The sequence below is a fragment of the Vibrio sp. SCP2 genome, from assembly GCF_059295395.1.
Genome location: NZ_JCAFVV010000009.1, coordinates 50,496 through 71,312 on the forward strand (window position 1 = coordinate 50,496; position 20,817 = coordinate 71,312).

Genomic DNA, 20,817 nt, shown 5'->3' on the forward strand with positions numbered 1-20,817 from the left:
AACAGTAAAAGAAAAGGCAGCGATTAGGCTGCCTTGCGCAGTGATGTTTAAAATTGAGTGAACTAAGCGTTTTCTTTAGTTGTCTTTTGTTTACCTAACTCAGATTTATGCGCATCTTTTAAGTACAGATTTTCAAAGCAGTAGTTCGTCGCTTCGATATAACCTTCGACGCTACCGCAGTCAAAGCGTTTACCTTTGAATTTGTATGCCAAAACGCAGCCTGCTTTCGCTTGTTTAAGCAACGCATCAGTAATTTGAATCTCACCACCTTTACCCGGCTCGGTGTTTTCAATCAGTTCAAAAATATCTGGAGTCAGGATATAGCGGCCAATAATGGCTAAGTTGCTTGGTGCTGTGCCAGGCTCAGGTTTTTCAACCATGTCATCGACGCGGAAGATGTCGTCTTTGATCATTTCGCCTGAGATGACGCCGTATTTATGGGTCTCATTTTCCGGTACTTCTTGCACTGCGACAATGGAACAACGGAACTGCTTGAACAGTGCCACCATTTGCGCCAAAACACCTTCTTGTTCGTTGACACACAAGTCGTCTGCAAGTACGACAGCAAAAGGCTCATCGCCGACTAGCTCTTTGCCGGTCAAAATTGCATGGCCCAAGCCTTTCATCTCGCGCTGACGAATGTAGGTGAAGTTTGCACTTTCGATAATATCGCGAATATCGACCAGCAGTTCTTCTTTGTTGGTGCCACTGATCTGGTGCTCAAGCTCATAGTTCTTGTCGAAGTGATCCATGATTGAGTGCTTGCCACGGCCGGTCACAATACACATCCCATTCATGCCTGCTTGGATTGCTTCCTCAACACCATATTCAATAAGCGGTTTGTTGACTACCGGCATCATCTCTTTTGGCATTGATTTGGTGGCTGGTAGGAAACGCGTACCGTAACCCGCTGCCGGAAACAGGCATTTTTTAATCATGATTCAACCCTTTGCTATAGATACTTATTCTTTAATTGGCGCAACAATACCACAAGGTAGGTGAATTGTTGATGAACGAGTATCTAGAAAAACAACCAAATATAACTTGGTTTTAGAATTAAGACATTGGCCGCATATGTTGTTTGGCCCAAGCGGCTGCCTGGACTCGATTTTTGACGCTTAGTTTCTTAAAAACCTTCTGCAAATGAGATTTAACGGTGAACTCACTGATAAACATATCGTCTGCAATTTGGGTATTGGAAGCCCCAGACATTAAACAACGCAAGATTTGCATCTCTCTAGTGGTTAAGTCGACGGTTGCGGGCGTGGTATGGGTGTCAACAACATTACGATAGTGGAACAGTAACTGTGCCGTGACTTTTCTTGGCAACCAGGTTTCACCATTGATAACCCCTTCATACCCTTTGACGAGCTGCTCTATGTCTATATCTTGGTAGAAGACAGCTTTCAAATGACCAAATGCCAATAGTTCGTCTGTGGTCAAGCGATGAGAGACATTAAAAATGATGGTTTCAAATGACTTGTCTGCCAAAGGGAGTTCACTAATTACGTTTTTCAGTTGGGTGTATTCTTGGTAATCAATGATTAAGATGCGGTGTTTATACTGCTGTAGGGCGAGTAACAAATCGTTGGGTGCCATTGTCGGAATGGCGATCTCCATTCGTCTCTCTAAGCGTTCAATGATTGGATTTACAGACTTGTTTTCTGTGAGAAAGTAAATAGTTCGCGCATAGATGTTTTTAGCCATAAGTCCCTCGTTACTGACATTGATTATGTTTTTATTTAGAGTGACTTAAAGGGGAACTATGTGCGAGCTGAGGTGCAGGCTTTGCGTTTTATTTCATGTGATTCGGTAATTAACTGATTTCTCAATCTCGATAAGTTTTGAGTTTTCTCTAAAATTATACCGCGCAGGATATAGCAAGATCCCGATTCTAGACATTGTAGCGACAGAGATTTGTACCGAGCGCAAAGCGTGTTATCCTATTGCGCTATTTCTTAATCAATACCAAAGTTAGACGGAGCGAAACATGGCTAGCCGTGGAGTTAACAAAGTTATTTTAGTCGGTAATCTGGGTTCTGACCCAGAAGTACGTTACATGCCAAGTGGCGGTGCTGTAGCCAATATTACTATCGCAACGTCTGAATCGTGGCGTGATAAAGCCACTGGCGAACAGCGTGAAAAAACGGAATGGCACCGTGTTGCACTATTCGGCAAGTTAGCTGAAGTTGCTGGTGAATATCTACGTAAGGGCTCTCAAGTTTACGTTGAAGGCCAACTTCAAACTCGTAAGTGGCAAGATCAAAGTGGTCAAGATCGCTACACAACAGAAGTTGTAGTTCAAGGCTTTAACGGCGTAATGCAAATGCTTGGTGGCCGTGCTCAAGGCGGTGCTCCAGGTCAAGGCATGGGCCAACAGCAGCAACCTCAACAAGGAGGATGGGGACAACCTCAGCAGCCTGCAATGCAGCATCAACCTGCTCAACAGCCGCAGTCACAACCACAACAAGCTCAGCCTCAGTACAATGAGCCGCCAATGGATTTTGATGACGACATCCCATTCTAAGTGTCTGTTATTGAAAAAAAGCCGCGCAAGTCGCGGCTTTTTTATATAGTAAATAGAGAGCTAAGGCTATTGTTGTCATCAGCTTCTATTTGTTACCAAGTTGATTGTTAGCCTCTTCAATATAAATAAACCGATTGTCTGTTTAGAAAAGGAATTCTCGATTCATGAGGTATACCCCTACCTTAAAGCTCAGTACTCGACTGGTTGCTTTTGTAACCATGATCGTTATTAGTGCAATGTTTATCCTTTTCTTAGGTGGCACCTTATCGTTTAAACGTCTTGGTCAAGAATATCTCGATCAATCTCTTAAAGGCATTGTGGAAGTGCTGGATAAAGAGATGGAAGATCCTGATGCCGCCTACTCGCTGCAAAGATGGATGCCTAAAATGCTTCAAGCGTCCAACATTGTTGAGATGGAGCTGCTGTCTGAGTTTGGTGTGATTTACCGTTTTAAAGATACGTCGTCAAAAGTTGACGCCGCATTACTCTACGAAGCTGAGTATACGTTGGAGCGCAATCAAGGTTATCGGATACATTTCAAAGCGGTACCGCCTTATATCGGTTATGGCTATTCAATCCAAGCTTTGTGGTCTATCACTCTAGCAGTTGCCTTTATCGTATTTTGCTTGGTGAGGGGGCTTAAATGGCTGAAAGAGCAGTTACATGGCTCCGAGCTACTTGAAGAGCGCGGTAGGATGATTCTCGCTGGAAGAGTAGAAGATCATTCGGTTGGCGATGAAAAAGAGTGGCCGTTTACCGCAAGTCAGGCACTAGACCGACTTATTGAAGAGTTGCAAGATGCTCGCCAGGAGCGTAGCCGTTTCGATACCTTTATTCGTAGCCAGACGTTTCTTGATCAGCTAACCGGGGCGGCGAACCGAGTGTTATTTGATAGCAAGTTAGAAGCGGCGCTATCTGAACACGGTTCTCATGGCGGGATACTGATCCTACGAGTGGATGATTGGGAGCAAATTGAAGAAGACCACGATAAACAGGTAGCGAATGATTTTCTCATCAGTGTCGGTGAAGGGCTGAGTAATGTGATACAGCGTTACCCAGACGTGATCTTGTCGCGCTATTACAGCTCTGATTTCGCAATCTTTGCGCCAAACCTTTCGAGTAAAGAAGTGTCCAATGTGGCTGCCCAATGTCTCAAGCAACTTGCTAAGCTAGCACCACCTTCGCCATTAGAAAATGACAATTGGGTGCATATTGGTGTCAGTATGTACCGCGAAGGCGAAAGCCAAGGTCGGGTTCTTGATGAAGCTGAAACTGCATTGAAAAGTGCCCAGTTGCAACGAATCAATACTTGGAGCCGTTTTCAAAAACACGTTAACCAGGATGAAGAGCGTGGTAGTGTTCGTTGGCGCACGCTATTGGATGTCGCGCTACAACCTGATCAACTCTATATCTTTTCCCAGCCCTGCTATTTATTAGATAAACGCAATGAGCCCTCCGTCGAACATTTTGAACTGTTTGCGCGTATTAATGATCCCGAAAAAGGGGTTATAAAGGCCTCTCGTTTTAACTCGGCGGTTGAGTCTATCGGCTATGAAGCAACACTAGATAAAGCTGTGGTGAAAACAATAATTCGCCATATAAGACATTCAAATGATTCAAACAGTTACTCTATTAACCTGCATGTGATACCTTTTGCCGAACGGAGTTTCTTTAAATGGTTTCGTGATGAGTTGCTGCAACTGACTAGCGAGCAAAGAGCTAGGCTATCTTTTGAATTTGCTGAAGCTCGTTTGGTTAAACATTTAGATTATATTCGCCCGGTGGCAAAAATGATTACAGGCTTAGGCAGTAGCGTTGTTGTTGGTCAAGCTGGGCGTTCTATAGTTAGTACTCACTACCTAAAAGAGTTCCCAGTTAGCTATCTGAAGTTACACCGAAGTTTAATTAAGAAAATCGACCAACGTCATGAAAACCAGTTGTTCGTGCGCAGTTTACTCGGGGCATGTGCGGGACTAGAAACTCAGGTTATTGCCGTAGGTGTCGATAATAAGCAAGAGCACAGAACCATGCTTGAGCTTGGTGTTCACGGCATTCAAGGGCGATTTTTGGCGGCAGAGCAGCAGATGTTGCCTAAGCCAAAAGTGACTGAGCGCAAAGAACCTATGCAGGTTAAGCAGAACAAAGTACAAATTGGACGCCGCAACCGTTGGCGCAAAGCGTAGATATAAAGATGAAGATTCAATCTTTGATAGGAAAGTTTAAAAGCAGCAATCAGGCTACGGCAGGTGTTTGTGTCGTGGTGCAACCTAGTGCGCTTTTTTTCTCTGCTTCAGCAGACTTCTCCTTACCGACCCAAGTGGCAATCGAAGGCATATCATGGCAAGAGGCGCTACTTAAAACCTTACGTGACGCGAGTATTGCCAACATCTCGTTAAAAGTGGTTTTGCACGCCAATATTTATCAAACCTTCCAACTTGATAAGCCCAACATTCCCGCTGAAGAACTGAAAAGTGCACTGCCGTTCTTGGTTAAAGATCTGATCAGTGAAAAGGTCACAGAGATCGTTGCCGATTCTGCCCCTACCACTGTCAACAACAAGCTTCAGGTTTACGTTTTGCAACGCGCACTGGTTGTTGGGCTTTATGAGTCTTTGCAAGCACTCAAAATAGAGTTATCAGAAGTATTAGTTGAAGACGAAGTTTGGGGACACTCCGCAGGGGATATGACGACCTTCTTGCTACTGCAAAGAAGCAAGCAAGGGTCATTTCGTATTAGCGCGTTTGTTGACTCTCAATGTGCTTTTCAAAGGACGATTCGTGGTGTTGTAGCTCCCTTAACGGGTATGGCAGCTAGTGCGCTACAGCTTGATAGTCTTGCGCTAGAGCTTCAGCGTTCCATTGATTATCTCTCCTCCCAGATGCGTGGGGCTTCACTGCATCAGTTACAAGTATGTTGTGATGAGGAAGAGCAGCAACAACTAATACAGAACTTGGGCGATAGCCTAAGTGTAAAAGTCGCCGCGCTTGTCGATGTGGAACAAGAATCTGGTGCAGTGTTAGCGGAAAGTGCTAATAAGCTAGAGCAAGCGGAAATTAACTTATTTCCTGATGACTTAAAACCGAGCAAAGAGTATTTCACTTTGCAAAACGTAGCGCTGGGTTGGCTTGTCACGGCGCTAATGTTAGGGCTAGGTTATGCCGGACTAAAATATCAGCACAGTCAAATGGACTCTGAGCTTAAAGCCTATTTGTCGCAAGAAGCTGAATTTAAGCAGCAGGCTGAGAGCTTAACCCAACGTGTCGCTCAGCATAAACCGACACCCGAAAAAGTTGCCGCAGTCGCTAGACTTAAGCTAGAGATAGAGGCTAAGCGTAATTCATTGCAAGCGGTTGGCGAGTTCGATGACTCACAACAATTGGGTTACTCAGGGGTGATGCGCTCGTTAGCTCAACTTGGTCGTAATGATATTTCATTAAACTCCATCACCATTAATGCCACTCAGTTGGACTTGCATGGCTTAGCGCGTGAAGCGAAAGCCATACCAAACTGGGTCAATCAGTTCAAAACCGAGTTGAACCTTGTTGGGCGAACGTTTGAAAAGCTAAAAATTGGCCGCAATGAGCAGAACATCATTACCTTTGAGCTTAAGACTACTGAGCAGGAGAGTAAATAATGCAGCAGTACTGGCAGCAGTGGTGTGATCGATTTGTCCAACTAAGCGCGAGAGAAAAGGGCTTAATCACAGTGTGTGGTTTTGTGATTATTATCCTTGGGTTGCTGACATTGCTGATTGAACCTGCTTTTGAGCAAAATCGAGCAACCTCACAGCGCATTACCTCGACTAAGCTTAATGTGCAGCGCTTAGAAGCAGATATCTTGCTGATGACCGCAAAGTTGCAAAAAGATCCAGACCAAGAGCTTAATCAAGAGTACAAACAGCTGATGGTAGAGAGCCAAGAACTGTCAACTCAATTGGCTGCGATTGTCGAAAACCTGATTGCGCCGAGTCAAATGGCTCAGCTATTGGAACAAGTATTGGCAGACTCTAAAGGTTTGCACTTAGTCTCTTTAGAGTCTCAAACGGCAGAGCCTATCGTCAGCAATGAAAGCAATTCAAATTTGGCCAGTTACTACGTACACCCTGTCAGATTAGAGCTGACGGGTAAGTATTTTGCCATTGTTGACTATTTAGAGGCGCTGGAAGCGTTACCAGTAAAATATTATTGGCGCAGCTTTCATTACTCAGTAGAAGAGTACCCAACAGCGCGTTTAGTGCTTGAGGTGTATACCTTAGGAACAAGGCAGGAGTTTATTGGTGGTTAGAACAATCGTTATGTTACTTACCGTTGGGCTCTCTCTAAATGTCATGGCATCGCAAGACCCAACCGCCCCCCTGGGCTGGCAGAGTCCTCAGCAGAGCAAGGCAACAATAGTAAAGCGTAAGCCAGTGCCTAAGCTACAAAGTATCGTCTGCGAGGAAGCTGCGGGGTGTAGCGCCATTATCAATGGTCAGGTTGTACTTGCTGGAGAGCAAGTGAACGGCTACAAAGTGAGTCAAATAAAACCAGAAGTTGTGACCTTAGTTAGAGGTGGCAAGCAGTGGAAATTAAATCTCTTCTCTCTGGAAGTGAAACAGTAAGGTCAGTGGAAACGTATGCGTAAACTCGCGATAGCAATTACGATTACAAGCTTATTAGCCGGTTGTGCGATGGGACATCGAGATCCTGTCGAGGCGAAAGGTGCAATTAATCAAGCGATTAACGAAAACAATAGCCGTACTCTAGAGACGCTGCCACCTTCGGTTGAAGCTGATCTTATGCCTGAACTTAGCGGTGATGAGACAGCGGTGTCTAAGACCATTAAGCGTTTTAGGATTAAAGCCAACGGTGTTGATGCTAAAGCCTTTTTCGCCAGCTTAGTCAAAGGCACTCAGTACAGCGCGGCTATCCACCCTAATGTTAGTGGTAATATTACCGTCAATCTAAATGACGTCTCTTTAGATGAAGTGTTATCGGTCGTACAAGATATGTATGGCTATGACATCGACAAAGTAGGCAATGTCATTCAGATTTATCCTGCGGGTCTTAGAACGGTGACCATTCCAGTCGACTATCTACAGTTTAAACGCGCGGGTCGCTCCCTCACTTCTATCTCGACAGGGACAATCACTAACACGGATAACAATTCGTCGAGCTCAAGCTCGTCAAGTACCACATCATCGTCGAACTCTAACTCGAATAATCGCAGTAGCAACAACGTCAAGGGTGGCACTGAGATTGAAACAACCAGTGAAAGTGATTTTTGGCCTCAGCTAGAAACAGCGGTCGCGCAGCTGATTGGCTCAGGTGACGGTCAAAGCGTGGTTGTCACTCCGCAAGCCAGTGTAATTACAGTGCGAGCTTTCCCCGATGAAATTCGAGAAGTACGTAACTTCTTAGGTGTCTCTCAGCAACGTATGCATCGCCAAGTGATTTTGGAAGCGAAAATATTAGAAGTGACGTTAAGTGACGGCTATCAGCAAGGGATCAACTGGTCAAAAGCATTCTCTTCTAACGGCACCAACTACTCACTTGGTCAGGGCTCGATTGTTAAGAATGCCGCTGGTGCGATTGTGCCTGCTACGCTTCCAGGGCTAGACTCAATTGGCACTCTTTTAGGCGGTCAGTCGAACTTGGTTATTTCTAGTGGTAGCTTCGAAGCGGTACTGAGCTTTATGGCAACGCAAGGTGATTTGAATGTACTTTCAAGCCCTCGTGTGACGGCTTCAAACAACCAAAAAGCGGTCATAAAGGTAGGTACAGACAGCTACTTTGTGACTGATTTTTCATCCAATACCGATACCAGTACTTCGTCGACCAATACCTCGACAGATGTTGAACTGACTCCTTTCTTTTCCGGCATCTCGCTAGACGTTACGCCGCAAATTGATGATCAAGGCAATGTCTTACTGCATGTTCACCCTGCAGTAATTGATGTAAATGAAGAGCGTAAAGAGATCAGCTATGGCAATACCAACCTAACGCTACCACTAGCAACTAGCTCGATCCGTGAGTCGGACTCAGTGATTCGCGCTCAAGATGGCGATGTGGTTGTGATTGGTGGCTTGATGAAATCCAACACCTTTGATCAAGTATCGAAAGTGCCATTTTTAGGTGATGTACCAGCACTGGGGCATTTATTCCGTAACACGACTAAGTTAACTCAAAAAACAGAACTGGTTATTTTGCTTAAGCCTTCAGTGGTCGGCGTTAACACATGGCAGAAAGAGCTTGAGCGCTCGCGAGATCTATTACAAGAGTGGTTCCCTGACGAGCAGTAGTCACTATGTACCTTGAGCACTTTGGCCTTGAAAGTTTACCTTTTCATCTCACCCCAGATACGGAGATGTTTTTGGGGTTGGCGCCACATTATGAGGCGATTCAAATGGTCAACTCAGCGCTAGAAATGGGCGAAGGTGTGATCAAAGTGACTGGGGAGGTGGGCACAGGCAAAACCATGATTTGCCGCGTACTGGTTAAGTACTTTAAACCGAGCGTACAACTGGTTTTTGTGCCGAATCCTGCTTTGAATGGTAGCCAGTTGCGCTTAGCTGTGGCAAGTGAACTGGGTCTTAACACTGACAATGAAGCGACGATTGTTGATGAAATTCAAAAGCGCCTGATTGAACTCAAAAGAGAGCAAAAACAGGTGGTGGTTTTAGTCGATGAAGCGCAGGCGTTGAGTGATGATGCGTTAGAAGTGCTCAGATTGTTTGGTAATTTAGAAACAGAACAAGAAAAGCTATTGCAGATAATTTTGCTTGGTCAGCCTGAATTAGATGAGCGTTTAGCCAGTCATCACCTAAGGCAGTTTCGTCAGCGAATTACCTTCAGTGCCAAATTGCGTGGGCTAACTTTAGATGAGTGTGTCGCTTATATCGAGAGTCGCTTGAAAAAAGCCGGTGGCAGCGAGAATCTTTTTTTGCTCTCGCACAAAAAGGCAATCTGGCGGGCAAGTAAGGGTTATCCACGTCTGATTAACCAGATTTGCCATAAAGCGTTGCTACTGGCGAGCAGCGACAAACAAGAACAGGTAGCGAATGGTCATTTGTTCGATGCGATTCATGACACTTACGACAGTAGTAAACCAAAATTTAAGAGCCCGTTGTTATGGGGGTGGAGTTAAAGCATGAGTGCGATTAATAGTGCGCTGTCACAACTAGCCGATGACAAGTCCAACTTAGCCAACAAGGGTATTTGCAAAGCGAATGTGCAGCCAGTAAAGCAAAGAGCCGTATTGCCATGGGTGGTAGGAAGCTTCACGCTCAGCTTGGCGGTTGGTGGCTGGGCACTCTCGCAACAAGCGCCATCAGAGGTGGTTGTTAGCTCTATCACTCCTACTGACAGCCTGAAACAAGCTGTGGTATCCCCTACGACAAAGGTTGCTGTTGTCGACCAACCTGTTTATCAAACATTAGTAGAAGAGGATGTTTCCCCTCGCTCGAAAACCGCTTCATCGGTTCAACCTGAAGCTAAGCAACAAACCAAACCTGTTGTGATTGCTAAAGCGGTCACAAGTACGCCGGTTTCGGCTTCAAATCCTGCTCCCACTCAAGGTGAAGTGGTGATAGAGCAAGTTGAGCTGACACCAGAGCAGCTGTCAGCCAAAGCCCAAGAGCGGGCGAAAAAGGCGCTCGATAGCAATAACCTCACCGATGCGCTTAATCACTACGCCGAGTCACTGCGTTATACGCCAGCGAATAAACAGGTAAGAAAACGCCTCGCCGCCCTTTACTATGGAAAGGGCGAAGTACGCAAGGCCGCAGATCTTCTGCAAAAGGGGATTGCATTAGACAGCGATGACTCTACTCTGCGCCTTTCTCTGGCAAAAATGCTAATGAAAGAGCAACAAAACGCGGTAGCGCTAACGGTATTAAGCACACTCCCAAATTCAGTTTCCGTTGAGTATCTCTCTCTTCGCGCGGCACTGGCGCAAAAAGAGAAACAAGATCAATTGGCCTTGCAAAGCTACCAACAGCTTGTTCAACGAGAGCCGGAAAGTGGTCGCTGGTGGATGGGGTTAGGCATTCAACAAGAGCGTGCATTCCAGTTAGCGGATGCCAAATCATCTTATTCACAAGCCTTAACGAAGCTGGGTCTATCTAACCAATCGCAACAGTTTATACGTGACCGAATTTCTTTGATTGAGAGCTTAGAGGAGCAGCCGAGTGAAAATTAAACTAAGAAAACGTCTCGGCGACTTACTGGTTGAAGAAGGTATTATTACCGAGCAGCAAGTAGAACAGGCACTTAGCGCGCAAAAATCTACAGGCAGAAAACTAGGGGCAACACTGATAGAGCTCGGAGCTTTGACAGAGCATCAGATGTTGTCATTTTTGTCTCAGCAGCTTGATATCCCATTGATTGATCTCAGTCGCGCTGATGTTGATGTCGAGGCTGTGCAGCTTCTTCCTGAAGTACACGCTAGACGGCTGAGAGCATTAGTGATTGGCCGCCATATGGATACTTTACGCGTTGCGATGAGTGATCCGGCTGATCTATTTGCGCAAGAAGCTTTGTTAGGTCAGCTTGCTCAATATGGTATTGAATTTGTGATCGCACCTGAAAACCAATTAGTGGAAGGGTTCGATCGCTATTATCGCCGTACCAAGGAAATTGCCTCTTTTGCTGAGCAGTTGCAGGCTGAGCACCAAGTCACCGAAGCTTTTGATTTCAGCATCGAAGGTGACGATAGCGAAGAAGTGACGGTTGTTAAGCTGATTAACTCTTTGTTTGAGGATGCGATTCAAGTTGGAGCATCAGATATTCATATTGAACCCGATTCGAATGTATTGCGCTTACGTCAGCGTATAGATGGTGTTTTACACGAGACACTGCTTAACGAGGTTAATATTGCCTCTGCGTTGGTATTGCGCTTGAAGTTGATGGCCAATCTGGATATTTCAGAAAAGCGCTTGCCGCAAGATGGACGCTTCAATATTCGCTCAAAAGGTCAGTCGGTTGATATTCGTATGTCGACTATGCCGGTTCAGTATGGCGAATCGGTAGTCATGCGTCTGCTTAACCAATCTTCAGGCGTACGTAAGCTAGAAGAGTCAGGGATTCCGCCTCACCTACTTGATAAATTAAGACGTCAGCTACGCCGTCCGCACGGTATGATTTTGGTGACTGGGCCAACGGGCTCAGGTAAAACCACCACACTCTATGGCGCCTTGAGTGAGCTTAATGAGCCAGGCAAAAAGATTATTACCGCAGAAGATCCGGTCGAATATCGATTGCCACGTGTTAACCAAGTACAAGTAAATCCCAAGATCGATCTTGATTTCTCGACGGTACTGAGAACCTTCCTCCGCCAAGACCCGGATATCATTCTTGTTGGTGAGATGCGTGACCAAGAGACGGTCGAAATTGGTTTGCGAGCGGCACTTACTGGTCACTTAGTATTAAGTACTTTGCATACCAATGACGCGATAGATAGCGCGCTGCGCATGATGGATATGGGGGCTCCGGGCTATCTGGTGGCGAGTGCGGTACGAGCAGTGGTTGCGCAGCGATTGGTACGTAAAGTTTGTCCTGATTGTAAAACTGAAGAGCAGCTTGACGATGCAAGAGTGCAGTGGCTTGCCCAACGTTTCCCAAATCAAGTCGGGGCGAGCTTTGTTAAAGGGCGCGGTTGTCAGAACTGTAATCTTACTGGATACCGAGGTCGAATCGGTGTGTTTGAGATGCTTGAGCTTGAACAAGAGATGATGGACATGCTGCGAGCCAATGATGCGGTTGGTTTTTCTAAAGTAGCGCGACAGTCACCAAACTATAAACCTCTGCTGGCATCAGCGATGGAGTTAGCTTTGCAGGGGACAGTGAGTTTAAGTGAAGTGATGAGTCTGGGTGAAGGCGATTCATCTGGTCACATACAAGCGATTTATATCTAAGGTAAGCGATGAAGAGCTTTCGATACCAAGGACGAAATCTTGATGGCAGTGCAGTTTCAGGGCTGGTAGAAGCGCCAACTCAAGAAGCAGCAGCAGAGCAGCTTATGGGCAAAGGTATTATTCCGATTAATATCTCGGCTCATAGTGGCAAAAGCCCTTTGAATCTTGACCTTAAGACGCTATTCACCCCAGCGATTCCTTTAGAGGTGTTGGTGATTTTCTGTCGTCAGCTTTATAGCTTGACCAAAGCAGGTGTTCCTCTGCTGCGTTCTATGAAAGGCTTGAGCCAAAATAGCGCCAATAAACAACTGCAAGCTGCGCTCGAAGATGTGACTCAAGAACTCACTAATGGTCGCAGCTTATCTGCCTCAATGCAGCTATTCCCTAAGGTGTTTAGCCCGCTGTTTGTTTCTATGATCCACGTTGGTGAAAATACTGGTCGATTGGATCAAGCGCTATTGCAGTTAGCGAATTACTATGAGCAGGAAGTAGAGACGCGTAAACGAATCAAAACTGCAATGCGTTATCCGACATTTGTTATCTGCTTTATTGTCATTGCACTGTTTATTCTTAACGTCAAAGTGATTCCGCAGTTTTCCAGTATGTTCTCTCGTTTTGGGGTCGATCTTCCTTTGCCAACTCGCATATTGATCACGACGTCAGAGTTTTTTGTTAATTACTGGGTGATGATGGTGGCAGGAATTGTGGCGGCTCTGTTTGGATTTAGAGCTTGGCTAAGCACCGCAAATGGAAGAGAAAAGTGGGATAAGTTTCGCTTGCGAATGCCTGTAGTGGGTGAGCTGATAAATCGCGCTCAGTTGTCACGCTTTTCACGTACCTTTGCCCTGATGCTTAAGGCGGGGGTTCCACTAAACCAATCTTTGGCGCTCTCAGCGGAAGCTCTCGGCAATAAATTTCTAGAGAACAGGCTTATAGAGATGAAATCCTCGATTGAAGCGGGCGGAACAATCTCTTCAACTGCAATTAACAGTGGTGTATTTACCCCGCTAGTTATTCAGATGATCAGTGTCGGTGAAGAAACGGGCCGTATTGATGAGCTGCTGTTAGAAGTGGCAGACTTTTACGATCGTGAAGTCGATTATGATTTGAAAACGTTAACCGCACGAATCGAACCTATTTTGCTTGTGATTGTGGCGGGTATGGTTTTGATTCTGGCTCTAGGTATCTTCCTACCAATGTGGGGAATGTTAGATGCCATTAAAGGCTAATGTGATCAGTTATATAGAGCGATCACGGCTAGCGATTTGGTTACTGGTTCTTGTCTGCTTGATCATGAGCTTTATGTTGGTATGGCAGAACGTAGTGAAAGAGGCCAATCAATCGGCTTTTTTGCTCGCGAGTCAAAGAATTGTTGAGCGAGCAAGCTACTATAAACAGCAGTGGTTGTTATCTGGTCAACAAAATGAGATAACCATTGAAGGTCGTACGTTGAACTATACTAGTATGGGGTGGATTAAACCTTTGGGTGAAATGCAGCAAGTAGATTGCTTAGTGTGGCTTGACACCTTATACCCGCAACATGAAGTTTTAGGTAATCAGCCCGTAGCGATTGAAAACAAAACGATAGCGAACAATTATCACTGTGATTATCTGTATAGCAACGACAGATTGATTTCTATCACTTTGATGGATAATAGGTTTATAGCTAAGACGGGTTTCTTAGCTCAGTAGAGTTATTGACACTCTCAATATAGCGAATTAGTACAATTTCCGTATAATGCACTGTACATAACGGTAGGTGATAAATATATGTCAAACAAACAGTCTGGTTTCTCACTAGTTGAGCTCGTTGTGGTTATCGTGGTGGTTGGCCTACTCGCTGTTGCTGCCTTGCCGCGCTTCTTAGATGTGACGGATGAAGCGAAAAAAGCCAGTGTTGAAGGCGTCGCAGGTGGCTATGCGACAGGGGTACTTTCTGCACGAGCACAGTGGGAAGCGGAAGCAAGACCTTCTGTGACCATTGATTCTGTTGTACGAAATACGGTAAATTATGATGGTGTTAAGTTTTGGCTGACCAGTACCAGTCAATCTGGCGGTAACTTTAGAGATGGCTACCCATTTGCAATTAACACCAATGATACGAATTTCCCTACCGCTTTAACTGACACAATTTGTGTTGAGCTGATGGAGAACTTACTGCAAAACCCACCTAAAGTGGGCACGGTAACTCAGGCTCAAGCGGATTCTAATATTAAGTATTCAGCACAAGCTGATAACGCTCAATCTACTTGCACTTATATTCAGCGAGAAGGTAACAGTGAACATCAGTTTGTTTATGAAATTGAAACTGGTCGTGTGACCGTAACTTTGCAGTAGTTCTGCAGCCCACAACATAGAGAGATTTTTACTATGAAAAGACAAGGCGGTTTCACCCTAATTGAACTAGTGGTGGTAATTGTTATTCTAGGTATTCTTGCAGTGACTGCAGCACCGAGATTTTTAAACCTGCAAGGTGATGCGCGCGAGGCTTCTTTACAAGGTCTGCGTGGTGCAATGGCAGGTGCAGCTGGTATTGTATACGGTCGTTCTGCAATTAACGGATTAGAGACGACGCCATCAGTGACCGCAGCTTCAAGCGCGGATAATGTAGCTTTAACTTTTGGTTATCCAGCAGCGGCTACAGATGGTATTGGAAATGCAGTAGAAGGGCTATCGGGTAACAATAGCGACTGGGTAGCAGTTTCTGGTGCAGCTGCTCAGAATACGGTTTACTACAGTTTTGCAGGAAGCCAAAGTAATACTACTTGTTACGTGAGTTACCAAACTAATGCTTCTGCAAGTGCACCAACAATTACGATCCTAAATACTGGATGTTAATTTTACGTGTTTTTTAGGCCGGCAAATGTTGGCCTTTTTCTTATCTAAAATACACCTCTAAGCCCTTCTCAAAAAACCTTAAAAAACAACAGCTCTAACCTTATCTGTTATATACTGACTTTAAGTATACGTCCCACGGTAACTGGTTATGGCTAGGCCAAGAGTTTTTGGTTTTACATTGATTGAACTGATCGTCGTTATATTATTAGTGTCGATAGTATCGGTTTATGCTGCTAGCCGTTATTCTGGGCGTTCTGGTTTCTCTCCTTTTGCTGCGCAAGAGCGAGTGATTTCGGTTATCCGCCAAGTTCAAGTGAATCGCATGCAGTCGAATGTTGATATGGATGCAATTAGCGGTAATACCAATTTTACCCTTAGCCTGCTAGGTAACTGTATTGGCTCCCAAGCAGCTTGTGCTACGCGTGACGATGGGCGTAGTGATTGGGTGTCTCTCAATGATGTTTCTTTCACTTCCAATGTTGGCGCACTGGTTAATTTTGATTTGCTAGGCAACCCTGATGGCGTCGCAACTCCAATTAATATACAGATGACGTCGACTGACGGGACTTGTGTCGCTGTACAAATCAATGCAGTAGGTTACGTTTCACCTGCGGGGAGCTGCTAATGACTAAAGTGCGCGGGTTTACACTAATCGAAAGCATTGTTGTCATTGTTGTGATGGGTATTGCCATGCTGACCATTACTAGCTTTTTGGTCCCCCAAGTATCACGCAGTGCAGATCCTCATTACCAAACGCGAGCCGCTGCTATGGGGCAAAGCGTAATGACACAGATATTGGCGCGCAAGTTTGATGAAAATAGTGGCGATCAAGGTGGTATACCACGCTGTTCATCAAGTGACACTGGCGCTGAGGTTTGTTCTGGGCCTGGAGCCGCAAGAGCCTTTGGTATAGACACAGATAAAGGTGAAACAAACACTAACCCTGATACTTACAATGATGTCGATGATTTTCATGGTTGCTGGCAGCCTTTAGCTACCAATGGCTGTCGTGACCTGAACTTACTTGTAGGTGGGAATGGTTACCTTAACTTTCGAGTCGATGTTGATGTCACATACGCAGTAACAAACCGACTTAAACGAGTCCGTCTCACTGTGAGTGCCTCTAATCAAACACCCATTGTGCTTAATGCTTACCGAGGGAACTACTGATGAAAGTGAAAGGCTTTACTTTAATCGAAATGGTCGTGACCTTGATTGTTGGCGCGATCTTAGTGCTCGGTATCGCCGGTTTTGTTGAACTCGGTGCTCGCGGTTATAGTGATACGGTTGATAGACAGCGGCTACAGACTCAAGCCAAATTTATTCTTGAAAAAATGTCTCGTGAAGTGCGCCATGCAGTGCCTAATATGCTCAACAGTGACTTAGCGATTCCTCAAGCAACTAGCTGTATATCCTTCTTTCCTATTGTCGAGTCTGGTTTTTACGCGGTCTCAGGGGCGGATATTAACTTTGTCGTTGGGCGTAACGGTGTGACTGTCGCTAACATAAATACACTCAACATGGTGATTAACCCAACTCAGGCGAACCCTACTACTAATGTGTTTGCGTTAACCAATGTCAGTAGTGCGAGTAACACTTTTATCTTGCCAGATGCGGCAGCTTCAATCGCTGGTGGCTCAATATCCAATCGCCATTACATCTATAACCCTAATGGAAGGGTCAACTATTGTTTGGTTGCGGGACAGCTACGCCGTAGTGTGAGTGGGGCTAGCGCCTTACCACTATCGGATTCTGGTATAACAGGAGCGCTGACTTATACGCCAGCAACCGTGCAGAACAATGGTATCGTCCAGGTAAATATGACCTTTAGCAATGCAGCTGGTGATGAATCAACTAACTTTATACAAGAGATACAGGTGTTAAATGTCCCGTAATAAACAGCAGGGTAGTTTATACATAGTCATTATCTTTGTATTGGTAGTGATGGGTTTTCTTGCCACCACATTGAGCCAGATTAGTTGGTCGAACAGTGACAGTCATGCCAAAGATGTTGTCGGTACTCAGGCTGCGCTGTTAGCACACTCGGGGAATGAGTGGGCGCTAGAACGTATCTATGGAATTACAAGTACCAACCCAGTCAGCACGGAATGTGCCGCTATTAATGGGGTAAGTGTAAATGCGTTTGATACCACGGTTAACTGCCAAGATGTACAGGTGAGTTGTCAGGCGCGTGGAGGGCAATTGGCGGACGGAACGCAAATGTACGTGGTCAGTTCAACCGCGATATGTGGCACCGGTATTAACCAAATGCAGCGTAACCAAGAAGTTTGGATCAGGGAATGACTATGAAGGTATTGCGATTATTGTTGATTGCTACAATCAGTTTGTTGCTTTCATCTGTAGTATTTGCTGAGTGTAAATATAAAGGGAATAAGAGCTTCACTGTCTCTTTCACGGTTGTCGCTTCAGATGACTATCAGTATTTTTATTTGAAGCAAGGTAGCCATGGACATACGCTGTGGTATACGCAATCGGAGCAGTCTTCATCTAAATTTGTCTTCAATGACCAGACGTTAGTCGCTGGAGAAACTTACAAGATTCGTATTGTGAGTGAGTATAACCGTTTTCTACGTTCTAGTGAGCTGGCTTACTATCGTGATTCAGGCAACGGGTGGACATTGATTGAAGAAAAGACTCAGTCTCTAAAAAATGGTGAGCATAAGCCAACGCCGTCTGATGGAATAAGTAATATTCAATGTGAGGAATCAGTCAATCCTCCTCCATTTGAAGTGAATATTTGTGATTACGTTCCTAATGGACTGCAGACTAATAAATATTCATATGGCCCAAGTCCTTTTGGTGCCATGCAAGTAACTACGAACTCAAATAATAGAATCTTTCCTTCTAGCAATGACCCAAAATACTCATTCTCCGCGATAATTCAAGGGAATGATTTATGTAAATACCCTAATGACTCTATCGGTTTATGTAGCTATGACAATAATAAAGTCCACAGATCTCTGCCTATGCCAACCCCAGATTTCGACGCAGGCGATGACGATTTTGAATGTAAAGATGGCAAAGCATGTCCAATCCCCAGCGGTTACTATGACGAAGTTAAAATTGAGCAGAATGCTAAGTTACAACTGCTTGGAGGACATTACTGGATTGATGAGCTTGAATTTGATGGGCAGAACGCACAAATAGAAGTATTGGCTCCGAGTATAATTCACTACAAAGAAATGGAATTTGAAGGGCCAAATGTAAGAATCAATCAGTCAGGTAATAGCCATGATTTGTTGTTTATTGGTCATGGGGAAAGTTCGCAAGTCAAAATTCCAGATTTTAGTGATGATGACTCTGATGGGGACAGTAATTTCATCATTAAAGCATTTTTCTATGTTGATCATGAATCAGACGACGATTCAAATGGATTTATCATCAATGGTAGCAATAACCAGATTCACGGCGGCATAACTGCCCACAGTATTGCCATAAGCGGTAGTAAAAACCAAATCCACCCTCTAAGTTGTAATCCGCAACCGACGCCAGAAGTGTCTTCAATCGTTATTAAGCCATTTAACTATCACCTGACCTGTGAAACATCGCCAAGTAATATTGTTGAAGTTCATATGCTCGATAGCAATGGAGCTCCAGTTGCAGGGTTGACGCCGACATTAATACAAGAAAATGGCTCGAATTTAAACATCACCTATCTCTCTGAAGCAAATGGTGTGGCTAAGTTTAGAGTTACGACCAGCCCCACTTCAACTGTTGGTAACTATGACCTAAAAGCAAGTTTAACTACAGGCGGGCAAACCTTTACTGATACCGACCAAATTAAGTATGTGCCGTATAAATTTGAGGTGGCCGATAAATACCTAGTTGCTGGCGAAAATGAAAAGGTTACGGTCAATGTGAAAGCGTGTAGCAACAGTGGGCAGCTTATTACACTGGGTTATACAGGGAGCCCAACCGCGACATTTAACTATCAAAGACCCACTTCTGCTGCGGTAGTCTCTGGTGACTTGAGCTTTACTGCTAACCTGAGTGATTCAAATCGACAAGCTGATATTACTTTTAAAGAGTCTGGTCAGATACGTGTCACCATTACAGATAATAACTTTGACTGTAACGAACCTCTTTGCCCCAGTGAAGGCGGCGCATTGAAAGGCCAGTTTGACGTTTACTCTCGGCCTTGGAAAATCGCCATTTGCGATGTAAAGGAAACAGGGGGTAGCAATAAAGCTAACCCAGCAACGACCACGGGTTCACCGGGCTTTGTGCCAGGAGGAACGGGATTCTCTGCGACTTACAAACCCATCACACATGGTGATTCCAATGTAGGATTGAGTGATGAGTGTAACTACTCGCTAACTGGCAATTATAGTCTTGATAATGGTCCTCTCAACTTAGCTTACAGCGTTAGTTATCCAACGACTAACCCGCAAATAGGAACTGTCACGCCAAGTGTGATCCCTAACTTTAATAGCGGTAGTACGACCCAGACGATCAACCATTCATGGACCGAGGTTGGGACATTGAGTCTTCAATCTAGCGCCTCGTACTTAACAATGAGTGTTGATCCTGATACGCAGAACGTTGGGCGTTTCTATCCGAAGTATTTCCAAGTAATTAATACGCCAATCTGGAATTACCCTGGGGTTGGAGCGAGTGAGCAAAACTTTGCTTATATGAATCAGCCATTGAATGGAGTTGAATTTTATGTAGAAGCCCTGAATCTACAAGGTAACTCGGTACAAAACTACGGTAATTTTATTCCTAGTAATACCGCAGGATTTGCCTTGTATGAAGCTAACCCTACCTACACAAGTCGTTTTCATTCAGGGACGCCTAGTAAGGCTTGGGCGGTGAGTTCGAGCAAGAGTATTGGTACCTTTAAACTAGAAGAAAACTCGCCTTCTACTACTTGCGCTAATGAGTTGTGCTGGGCCAAAGCGACGCCTGCTGATGGCTATGAAGATGGACCATTCAATACATCTGGCGGTACTGCTTCAACTATTTCTATTGATGCCGTGAGTGGCAATGTTAACGCCGACCCTATTGATTATCAATCAAGCGGGCAGCCAAGATTGCTGACAAGCCAACCTATTATTTATTTTGGTCGCACTGTGCTTGATAGTATCGGCGGAGTGACAAGCAGTACTATGAACATTCCACTTAGAATTGAGTTCTGGAATGGTTCAGGCTTTGTTACCCATACTGGTGATGATACGGCTAACATAGCGGGCGTCAATGTGGTTAGTGATAACCGTACTATCTGGGTCGATAACGGAGCTACAGCGGTGAATGTTAACTTAGCGGCTGGTGGTGTGGTTACTGATGGTGCATCCAATTCCATTACGGTTTCACAGTCTGCCGCTGTGAGACAACAAACACAAGTGTGGTTAGATTTGCACAGAGGATTAAACATTGCCCCTTGGCTACGATACCGTTGGCAAGATTCTAATCGAACTGAAGTCAATGGGGAGGAAGATCCTTCTACCGTTGTTACCTTTGGTATTTTCCGTGGTAATGATCGAGTGATTTTCCGTGGTGAATCTGGATTAACCGGCCAGTAATTTTTGTCATTTTTTTG

Annotated in this window: 20 protein-coding genes; 18 read left to right on the forward strand and 2 right to left on the reverse strand. The window is 44.9% G+C overall.

Annotated elements, in window-relative coordinates; all coding sequences use genetic code 11:
• Positions 1–62 precede the first annotated feature (62 nt).
• On the reverse strand, positions 63–938 hold the full coding sequence (gene galU, locus AC5O63_RS18915; RefSeq protein ID WP_171324884.1) for a UTP--glucose-1-phosphate uridylyltransferase GalU: 876 nt from the start codon (positions 936–938) through the stop codon (positions 63–65).
• A gap of 118 nt (positions 939–1,056) precedes the next feature.
• Positions 1,057–1,707: a LuxR C-terminal-related transcriptional regulator gene (locus AC5O63_RS18920; protein WP_272785778.1), complete on the reverse strand. Its 651-nt coding sequence runs from the start codon at positions 1,705–1,707 to the stop codon at positions 1,057–1,059.
• 283 nt (positions 1,708–1,990) lie between these two features.
• On the opposite strand from AC5O63_RS18920, the gene AC5O63_RS18925 reads away from it, so the two are divergent.
• From AC5O63_RS18925 to AC5O63_RS19010, 18 genes are all read left to right on the forward strand, one after another.
• A complete protein-coding gene (locus AC5O63_RS18925; protein ID WP_069667424.1) occupies positions 1,991–2,527 on the forward strand; it encodes a single-stranded DNA-binding protein in 537 nt (178 codons plus the stop codon).
• A 164-nt stretch (positions 2,528–2,691) separates the two neighbouring features.
• Entirely contained in the window at positions 2,692–4,710 is a 2,019-nt protein-coding gene (csrD, locus tag AC5O63_RS18930; RefSeq protein WP_494505915.1) for an RNase E specificity factor CsrD, read from the forward strand.
• Positions 4,711–4,718: 8 nt separating this feature from the next.
• Complete coding sequence (locus AC5O63_RS18935) at positions 4,719–6,161, forward strand: MSHA biogenesis protein MshI (protein WP_494505916.1); 1,443 nt, start codon at positions 4,719–4,721, stop codon at positions 6,159–6,161.
• Positions 6,161–6,811, forward strand: a complete 651-nt coding sequence (locus AC5O63_RS18940) for an MSHA biogenesis protein MshJ (RefSeq protein ID WP_494505917.1) — start codon at positions 6,161–6,163, stop codon at positions 6,809–6,811. The genes AC5O63_RS18935 and AC5O63_RS18940 overlap by 1 nt, the downstream gene beginning before the upstream one ends.
• Positions 6,812–6,821: 10 nt before the next feature.
• The gene (locus AC5O63_RS18945; protein WP_494505957.1) at positions 6,822–7,127 is read left to right on the forward strand and encodes an MSHA biogenesis protein MshK; all 306 of its coding nucleotides are present in this window, start codon (positions 6,822–6,824) and stop codon (positions 7,125–7,127) included.
• A 15-nt stretch (positions 7,128–7,142) separates the two neighbouring features.
• Positions 7,143–8,807 (forward strand): pilus (MSHA type) biogenesis protein MshL, encoded by a 1,665-nt coding sequence (gene mshL / locus AC5O63_RS18950; protein WP_171324902.1) that lies wholly within the window; start codon positions 7,143–7,145, stop codon positions 8,805–8,807.
• A gap of 5 nt (positions 8,808–8,812) precedes the next feature.
• A complete protein-coding gene (locus tag AC5O63_RS18955) occupies positions 8,813–9,652 on the forward strand; it encodes an ExeA family protein (protein WP_494505918.1) in 840 nt (279 codons plus the stop codon).
• A gap of 3 nt (positions 9,653–9,655) precedes the next feature.
• Entirely contained in the window at positions 9,656–10,705 is a 1,050-nt protein-coding gene (locus AC5O63_RS18960) for a tetratricopeptide repeat protein (RefSeq protein WP_494505919.1), read from the forward strand.
• A complete protein-coding gene (mshE, locus tag AC5O63_RS18965; protein ID WP_494505920.1) occupies positions 10,695–12,419 on the forward strand; it encodes an MSHA fimbrial ATPase MshE in 1,725 nt (574 codons plus the stop codon). The genes AC5O63_RS18960 and mshE overlap by 11 nt, the downstream gene beginning before the upstream one ends.
• An 8-nt stretch (positions 12,420–12,427) precedes the next feature.
• Complete coding sequence (locus AC5O63_RS18970; protein ID WP_239827069.1) at positions 12,428–13,648, forward strand: type II secretion system F family protein; 1,221 nt, start codon at positions 12,428–12,430, stop codon at positions 13,646–13,648.
• Positions 13,632–14,111, forward strand: a complete 480-nt coding sequence (locus tag AC5O63_RS18975) for an MSHA biogenesis protein MshF (protein WP_494505921.1) — start codon at positions 13,632–13,634, stop codon at positions 14,109–14,111. Before AC5O63_RS18970 ends, AC5O63_RS18975 begins: the two co-directional genes overlap by 17 nt.
• A 78-nt stretch (positions 14,112–14,189) precedes the next feature.
• On the forward strand, positions 14,190–14,756 hold the full coding sequence (locus tag AC5O63_RS18980) for a prepilin-type N-terminal cleavage/methylation domain-containing protein (protein ID WP_069667435.1): 567 nt from the start codon (positions 14,190–14,192) through the stop codon (positions 14,754–14,756).
• Positions 14,757–14,789: 33 nt separating this feature from the next.
• Positions 14,790–15,257 carry a prepilin-type N-terminal cleavage/methylation domain-containing protein gene (locus tag AC5O63_RS18985; RefSeq protein ID WP_494505922.1) on the forward strand — a complete coding sequence of 156 codons (468 nt, stop codon included), beginning with the start codon at positions 14,790–14,792 and terminating at the stop codon, positions 15,255–15,257.
• 148 nt (positions 15,258–15,405) lie between these two features.
• A complete protein-coding gene (locus AC5O63_RS18990) occupies positions 15,406–15,882 on the forward strand; it encodes a type II secretion system protein (protein ID WP_494505923.1) in 477 nt (158 codons plus the stop codon).
• Positions 15,882–16,427 (forward strand): type IV pilus modification PilV family protein, encoded by a 546-nt coding sequence (locus tag AC5O63_RS18995; RefSeq protein WP_494505924.1) that lies wholly within the window; start codon positions 15,882–15,884, stop codon positions 16,425–16,427. The genes AC5O63_RS18990 and AC5O63_RS18995 overlap by 1 nt, the downstream gene beginning before the upstream one ends.
• Positions 16,427–17,152, forward strand: coding sequence for a PilW family protein (locus AC5O63_RS19000; RefSeq protein WP_494505925.1), 726 nt, complete (start codon positions 16,427–16,429; stop codon positions 17,150–17,152). The genes AC5O63_RS18995 and AC5O63_RS19000 overlap by 1 nt, the downstream gene beginning before the upstream one ends.
• Positions 17,142–17,561, forward strand: coding sequence for an MSHA biogenesis protein MshP (locus AC5O63_RS19005; RefSeq protein ID WP_494505926.1), 420 nt, complete (start codon positions 17,142–17,144; stop codon positions 17,559–17,561). Before AC5O63_RS19000 ends, AC5O63_RS19005 begins: the two co-directional genes overlap by 11 nt.
• 2 nt (positions 17,562–17,563) lie before the next feature.
• Positions 17,564–20,800, forward strand: a complete 3,237-nt coding sequence (locus AC5O63_RS19010; protein WP_494505927.1) for a DUF6701 domain-containing protein — start codon at positions 17,564–17,566, stop codon at positions 20,798–20,800.
• The last annotated feature ends 17 nt before the right edge of the window (positions 20,801–20,817 follow it).